The organism is Vibrio sp. ER1A (assembly GCF_000733315.1).
In the GTDB taxonomy this organism is placed as follows: Bacteria; Pseudomonadota; Gammaproteobacteria; order Enterobacterales; family Vibrionaceae; genus Vibrio; species Vibrio mediterranei.
In genome coordinates, this window is the sequence record NZ_JPJA01000085.1 from 284,702 (window position 1) to 291,675 (window position 6,974).

The window sequence follows — 6,974 nt, forward strand, 5'->3', positions numbered from 1 at the left end:
CGGGTAGCACTCTCAGAATATCGGAATAAGAGAAAAATAAAGCAGACCTTTGAGTCTGCTTTATCTTATTAAAAGGTAGGGTGTTTTTGTGTCACAGGCAAGTGTTAACTTAGTCAGAATAACTTAGCTAATCGACCACCGTGACAATGAGCATTTAAAGTCATCGTAACCAAACTCATTAAGCTTTTCGATCTGACCGCTTGAGCGCTCACAGTAGATTGACGGCATCTTCAGACCATTAAACCAGTTGAGTTTCACCATGGTATAGCCAGCACTGTCCATAATATGCAGTCGTTGCCCCACCTCTAACGGCTCATCAAACTTGGCCTCACAGAATTGGTCACCAGCTAGGCAAGAACATGAGCCAATGACGTATTCATGATCACCTTCTGAATTGGCTTCTAAAATCGAAGCGGGTTCATCGTATATGAGCGTGTCCAGACGATGCGCTTCCGTCGCAGAATTTACAATCGCCGTCTTTTTCTCATTTTCGACAATGTCCACAACGGTAACAACAAGGTCAGTCGTTTTAGTTATGATCGCTTCACCTGGCTCTAGGTAGAGCTGCACACCATGCTTGTTCGAGAACGCACTCAATGCAGCACCAAGTTTATCGATATCATAACCAGGCCACGTAAAGAACACACCGCCCCCCATACTAACCCAATCGAGCTTATCTAGATGAGCACCAAATCGCTCTGAAATAGCATCAAGTAAACCGATAAATGCATCGACATCTTTATTCTCACAGTTCATGTGAAACATAACACCATCGATAGAATCGAAGATCGTTGGGTCGATATGATCGGCTTGCACTCCAAGGCGAGAGTACGGCCTGGCAGGGTTGGCCAAGTCCTGTCCCGCATAGCTTACACCCGGATTAAGACGTAAACCAATGGACGTTTTGCCTTCAACGATATGACGATAAGCGGCTAATTGAGACTGCGAGTTGAAGATCATCTTGTCACAAATATCAGCCACTTCGCGTACGTCGTCTTCGGTGTAACCAACACTGTATGCGTGCGTTTCACCACCAAACGTCTCGTAACCAAGTTTTACCTCAAATGGACCACTGCTGGTTGAGCCATCTAAGTATGGTTTAATAATGTCAAACACACCCCAAGTTGAGAAACACTTAAGCGCCAGCACTAGCTTTACGCCAGAGACCTCTTTGAGGTGTTTTGCTTTCTCTAGGTTCTCAATCAGTTTGCCTTCATTAATCATGAAGTATGGAGTTTTGAGTTCGTTTTTAATCATTTTGTAGACCTAAGTTTAAAGACCCTAGATAGCTACCTAGGGTCTGTCACTTTATTTAAGAATCTTGATATCCGGAGCACCGACTTCCAGCTCTTGAACATGCCAATCTAAACCGATTTCAGGCATGGTTTCTAGGAACGGATCAGGGTCTAATTGCTCCATATTGAACACACCAGCGTCTGCCCATTGACCACGGAAGTATTGCAGTGCCGCCGTGATGGCTGGGACACCCGTTGTGTAAGAAATGGCTTGATGCTCTACATCTTCGTACGCCACTTCATGGTCTGCATTATTGTAGATAAATACTGAACGTTCTTTACCGTCTTTCTTACCTTGAACCCAAGTCCCGATACAAGTTTTACCAGTGTAACCTGGTGCCAAAGAAGTTGGGTCTGGAAGCAGTGCTTTTAACACATGTAGTGGCTGAACCACAGTGCCATCATGTAGAGTTAGAGGGTCAGGGCTAAGTAGACCAATATCACGCATGCAATTGAAATAGTTCAAGTATTTATCGCCAAAGCCCATCCAGAACTCGATGCGCTTTGCAGGAATGAACTCTTGCATAGAACGAACTTCATCATGTGCCATTGAGTAAACTTTGTGTTTTCCGACTAATGGGAAATCGAACTCAAGCATACGAGTGTGGCATTCTACTTGTTTCCATTCACCGTTTTCCCAATAGAAAGAGTCACCTTGAATTTCTAGCATGTTGGTTTCTGGATCAAAGTTAGTGGCAAACTTTTTACCGTGGTCGCCAGCATTGACATCCATAACATCGATGGTGTCGATTTCATCGAATAAATGCTTCACTGCATAGGCGGCAAATACGCTTACCACACCAGGGTCAAAACCTGCACCTAAAATACCCGTGATGCCTGCCTGTTTGAATTTGTCACGGAAACCCCACTGCCAATCATAAGCTTGAGGAACTTGCTGACCTTCCGAGCATAGATCGACAGCGACAGAAGTATCCAAATAAGAGACTTTCGCTTGCAGACACGCTTCCATGATGGTGATGTTTACCCAAGGAGGACCCGCGTTAATCACTAGGTCGGGCTTCACTTCATTGATCAGGGCAACCAGCGCTTCAACATCGTCAGCATCGACGGCACGGGCGTCTAGCTTTTTAGTCGTGTCTTTTAAGTTGTTTTTGCCTTTAATGGATTCAATGATTTTTTCACACTTCGCGACGGTGCGTGACGCAATCGTAATATCACCTAATACATCGTTATTCTGAGCCGCCTTGTGCGCGACTACCCAACCAACACCACCAGCGCCAATCTGTAAAACTGCCATTTTCTTTCCTTATTCTGTTTATCGGTTAGTACGAGTTAGCTAGCTCAAGTGCTAACTGATCAATGTTATTCAGTAGGCTCTCAAAATCTGAGAGCGTTAAGCATGGGTTTAGAATCGTGAACTTCAGTGCTGACTGACCGTTCACTACCGTTTCCCCTAACACCGCAACGCCACGTGTTAGTGCTTGTAAACGGATCGCTTTATTCAGCTCATTCAAATCGTTGACGTCATGAGTAATAACGCGCAATAAGACCGTTGATAATGATGGCTGTGCCAATAGCTCAAATCGTTCATGCGCTTGAACAAGTTTGGCCACCTCTTGCGTTTGTTCCATCAGATGGTCATACATATCACCTAGTGCCTGTGGACCAACGTTTTGCATCGTCATGAAGACTTTTAGAGCATCGAAACGCTTGGTTGTAGCAATGGATTTATCGACCAAGTTTGGCAGCTCATCGTGCTCTCGATTGAGGTAATCCGCATGATGAAGCAGGTACTTAAAGTTGCTGCGATCTTTTACCAGCAACGAGCCACAACTGATGGTTTGATAGAACAATTTATGGAAATCGACGCTGACAGAGTCCGCTTTTTCAATACCATTAAGCTTGTTTTTGTGACTGCTTAGAATAAGGGCGCCACCGTAAGCACCATCAACGTGGAACCAAAGCTGGTTTTCGGCAGCAATGGTGGCGAGAGAGTTAAGATCATCAATAGCGCCGTGATCTGTCGTCCCTGCTGTTCCGACTAAAGCAAAAGGTATTAAGCCTTCTGTTCTCATCGCTTGTAAGTCAGTGATAAGCGTATCCGTTTTGATGGTACCGTTGTCGTGGGTAGCAACGCAGTGCACGGCTTTTTCACCCAAGCCTAACAACGAGGCTGACTTTTGAACCGTAAAGTGCGACTTATCGGAACAGACAATACGAAGTCTATCGGCATAACTCGGAAGACCTTGCTTTTGAATAGAATGACCACCCGTCACATCCGCAATTCGGTCACGTGCCAGCAGAAGACCCATTAAATTGCTCTGTGTGCCACCGCTGGTGAAAATACCATCTGCTAATGCACCAAGCTCATAGCGCTCACAAAGCCAATCCAATACTTTCTGCTCAACATAAGTCGCTGCTGATGCTTGGTCCCAAGAATCCATAGATTGATTCAACGCCGCTATCATCGCCTCTGCAGCTACAGCTGGCATTAAAGGTGGTGTATGCAAATGTGCAATACAATTAGGGTGTTGAGTGAATATTGAATGGTCTGCAACCAAACTTGCTGTCTCATCAACAACACGTTGTAGATCGTGATGACTGCCGTCAAGATTGACATTGTTAATGGCCGATTCAAGCACTTTTGGATCTAATCCCGAATACGGTTTCGAGACGCCCTCAAACACTTCTTTCATCGCCTGAGTGGTGTGATTCATTACCTGAGAAAATTCGGTCGCACCTTGCACACCCGTGTGGATAAAGTACTTTTTCCACGACTTTGCTTTGTCATCTTGCTGTGACTTTTGCCCGCCACCAGCTACAACGATAGCCTCTTCAATAGTGCGTAATGCAAAATCGATCTGCTCGAAACTGATGATTAGTGGTGGAAGAAAGCGAATAACGGCACCATCACGCCCACCTTTTTCAACCATCAAACCGCGTTCTAGCGCGGCACGCTGTATGTCTAGGGTAAGCTGACCATCGGCAACAGGTTCACCAAATTTGTTGTGTTCACCCGTTGGCTTGACAATCTCGACGCCCAGCATCAGTCCTTTGCCGCGAACCTCAGCAATACAGTTTACGCGTTGCTTTATTTTGTTGAGGCCAAGACGTAAATACTCTCCAGCAACTCTGGCATGCTCAACAAGGTTGTCACGCTCGATGATCTCAAGCGCTTTCTCGCCCGATACCATAGCCAGTTGATTACCGCGGAATGTACCCGTGTGTTCACCTGCGTTCCACGTATCCACTTTTTTGTTGAATACAAGTAGCGACATCGGCAAGCCGCCACCAATCGCTTTGGATAAACAGAGAATATCTGGGCTAATCCCCGCTTCTTCAAACGCAAAACGGTAGCCTGTTTTGCCTACGCCACACTGGATTTCATCCAAAATGAGCAAGATCTCATGCTCATCACAGAGTCGGCGCAATTCTCTCAGCCAAAAGGCCGGAGCAGGGATAACGCCCCCTTCTCCTTGAACTGGCTCAACAATAATGGCAGCTGGTTTCATGATACCGGCTTCATCATCGTTCAATAGTCGTTCGATATAACGAATACTCTGTTTTGCGCCCGCATCGCCACCAAGACCAAACGGACAACGAAGACTATAAGGAAATGGCATGAAGTGAACATCGGACATCAGCCCAGTACGACGCGCTTTGGTGCCAAGGTTACCCATCATCCCCATGGTGCCATTCGTCATACCATGATATGCACCGCGGAAGGCAAACATAGTATTTCTACCCGTAGTTTGCTTCGCCAATTTGATAGCGGCTTCAACAGCGTCAGCACCCGAAGGGCCACAAAACTGAATCACCGATTGGTCAGCGAATTCTTGCGGTAGAAACGCCTTCACTCGTTTGATAAAACGATCTTTCGCTTCTGTCGTAATAGGGGTCTAAGGTGCAACGGAACGAAAAACTATGATAAGGAATTTGTTACCGCTCCTACCTTCACTCTCAAAATGTGATTTTTTGTCCAAATGGCTAATTTAAGTAGCCAAAAATAACCTAGCCAATTTAAATCCCTATTCCTTATTTTTAGCCACCCTTATACACTAGGCCAAATGATCTATACCTTACTTGGCTACCCATCTATGAAAATCGCAAGGTTATATATCCGCGTCAGTTCTTCTCAGCAAGATCTTGAACGACAAAATCAAATTTATACTGATGCTATTGCAGCAGGGTATTATGTGGCCGGTGTTTATAAAGAAAAAGCTTCAGGAGCACGAGCTGATCGACCAGAACTACTACGTCTTATTGGTGACCTTCAACCAGGTGAAATTGTTGTCGCTGAAAAGATAGATAGGATTAGCCGCCTTCCACTTCCTGAGGCTGAAAAGCTCGTTGATTCCATTCGTAATAAAGGCGCCAAGTTAAGTGTCCCTGGTCTTGTTGACCTAACAGAGCTGATACCTGATTCAGACGGAGTAACCAAAATCGTGATTGAATCAGTTCAAGAACTTTTGCTTAAGTTAGCATTACAAATGGCGAGGGATGATTACGAGACAAGGAAAGAAAGGCAACGACAAGGTATTGAATTGGCTAAAGAGCGCGGTAAGTACAAGGGGCGTCAAGCTAATACCGATATTCACCAACAAATTATAGCGCTTAGAAAGTCGGGTATGACTATCAGTAAAACAGCGTCAGTGACAGCTTGCAGCATCAGTCAGGTGAAGCGGATATGGGCTTTGTACAATCAAGGGAAGTTATAGACTATGCCAGTAGATTTTTTGGAGCATCAACATGATAGTTATGGAAGGTATTGTCAGTCACCAACGCCACAAGAGCTATCTCGATGTTTCCACCTTGATGATTTGGACTTAGAGCTCATTTCTGAAAAACGTGGAGCTCACAATCGTTTGGGCTTTGCATTACAACTATCAACATTGCGTTATTTAGGGTTGTTTATCAAACAACCATTTGATGTACCAGACATAGTGCTTGAAACATTGGCAGAGCAATTAAATATCAATGAAAAAGTGGACTATCAGCGTTATTTAGAGGGTAGTCAACGATGGCACCATGTTCAGCAAATACGAGACCATTACGGATATACTGACTTATCTGAAGGTAGGATTGTGTTCTACTTTTGTCGTTGGTTATATGCCTTATGTTGGAGTGGCATTGATCGGCCAAAAGTTTTGTTTGAAAAAGCTCAATATTGGCTCATCGCGCACAAAGTGATACTTCCTGGACGTAGCACCTTAGAGCGATTCATATCCAAACTTAGAGCAAGAGTAGATAAGCGCATATGGCGGATCCTTGTTTCTGATCTTACCCTTGAGCAACAAGAGCAATTATTAGAATTATTGCTTCCCCGTCCAAACCAAAGATTGAGTGTTTTAGAAAAGCTGAGAACGTCGCCTGTTAATGCCAACAGTAAAACGATAAACAAGGAAATACAAAGGCTTATTGAAGTCAGGAAATATCATTTTCCTTGGCAATTCAAGAAAAACATTCCTATCGTTCGAATTAAATTACTATCACGCTACGCCTCTACAGCCAAAGTGGCAGCACTGAGGCGTATGAGTCATCTGAAGAAATTGGCTATTTTACGAGCTCTAATGGCCAGCTTAGAAGCGTCAATTCAAGATGATATTCTGGTTATTTTTGAGTCTATTATTCAAGAGATTTTTAATAACGCCGATCGTACCTATAAACAGAATCGCCAACGAAATCTTAAGGATATGGATGATGCGGCCTTACAACTAG

4 protein-coding genes and 1 pseudogene are annotated in these 6,974 nt (G+C 44.5%); 2 read left to right on the forward strand and 3 right to left on the reverse strand.

All coding sequences use genetic code 11. The annotated features are described in order from the left end of the window. Nucleotides 1-123 precede the first annotated feature (123 nt). From nspC to HW45_RS07460, 3 genes and pseudogenes are all read right to left on the reverse strand, one after another. Nucleotides 124-1,257 carry a carboxynorspermidine decarboxylase gene (gene nspC, locus HW45_RS07450; RefSeq protein WP_038225932.1) on the reverse strand — a complete coding sequence of 378 codons (1,134 nt, stop codon included), beginning with the start codon at nucleotides 1,255-1,257 and terminating at the stop codon, nucleotides 124-126. A 51-nt stretch (nucleotides 1,258-1,308) separates the two neighbouring features. Continuing rightward, nucleotides 1,309-2,553, reverse strand: coding sequence for a carboxynorspermidine synthase (locus HW45_RS07455; protein WP_038225935.1), 1,245 nt, complete (start codon nucleotides 2,551-2,553; stop codon nucleotides 1,309-1,311). Nucleotides 2,554-2,578: 25 nt separating this feature from the next. After that, a pseudogene (locus tag HW45_RS07460) lies at nucleotides 2,579-5,149 on the reverse strand (pyridoxal phosphate-dependent class III aminotransferase); the annotation flags it as partial. A gap of 204 nt (nucleotides 5,150-5,353) precedes the next feature. On the opposite strand from HW45_RS07460, the gene HW45_RS07465 reads away from it, so the two are divergent. Continuing rightward, nucleotides 5,354-5,974: a recombinase family protein gene (locus tag HW45_RS07465; RefSeq protein ID WP_038226062.1), complete on the forward strand. Its 621-nt coding sequence runs from the start codon at nucleotides 5,354-5,356 to the stop codon at nucleotides 5,972-5,974. A 3-nt stretch (nucleotides 5,975-5,977) separates the two neighbouring features. Continuing rightward, nucleotides 5,978-6,974: DUF4158 domain-containing protein (locus HW45_RS07470; protein WP_152559647.1), on the forward strand; the 997-nt coding region annotated here is incomplete at its 3' end.

Coding starts and splice junctions, on each gene's coding strand:
- HW45_RS07455 (WP_038225935.1), bottom strand. CDS start 2,553: ATGGCAGTTTTACAGATTGGCGCTGGTGGTGTTGGTTGGGTAGTCGCG.
- HW45_RS07465 (WP_038226062.1), top strand. CDS start 5,354: ATGAAAATCGCAAGGTTATATATCCGCGTCAGTTCTTCTCAGCAAGAT.
- nspC (WP_038225932.1), bottom strand. CDS start 1,257: ATGATTAAAAACGAACTCAAAACTCCATACTTCATGATTAATGAAGGC.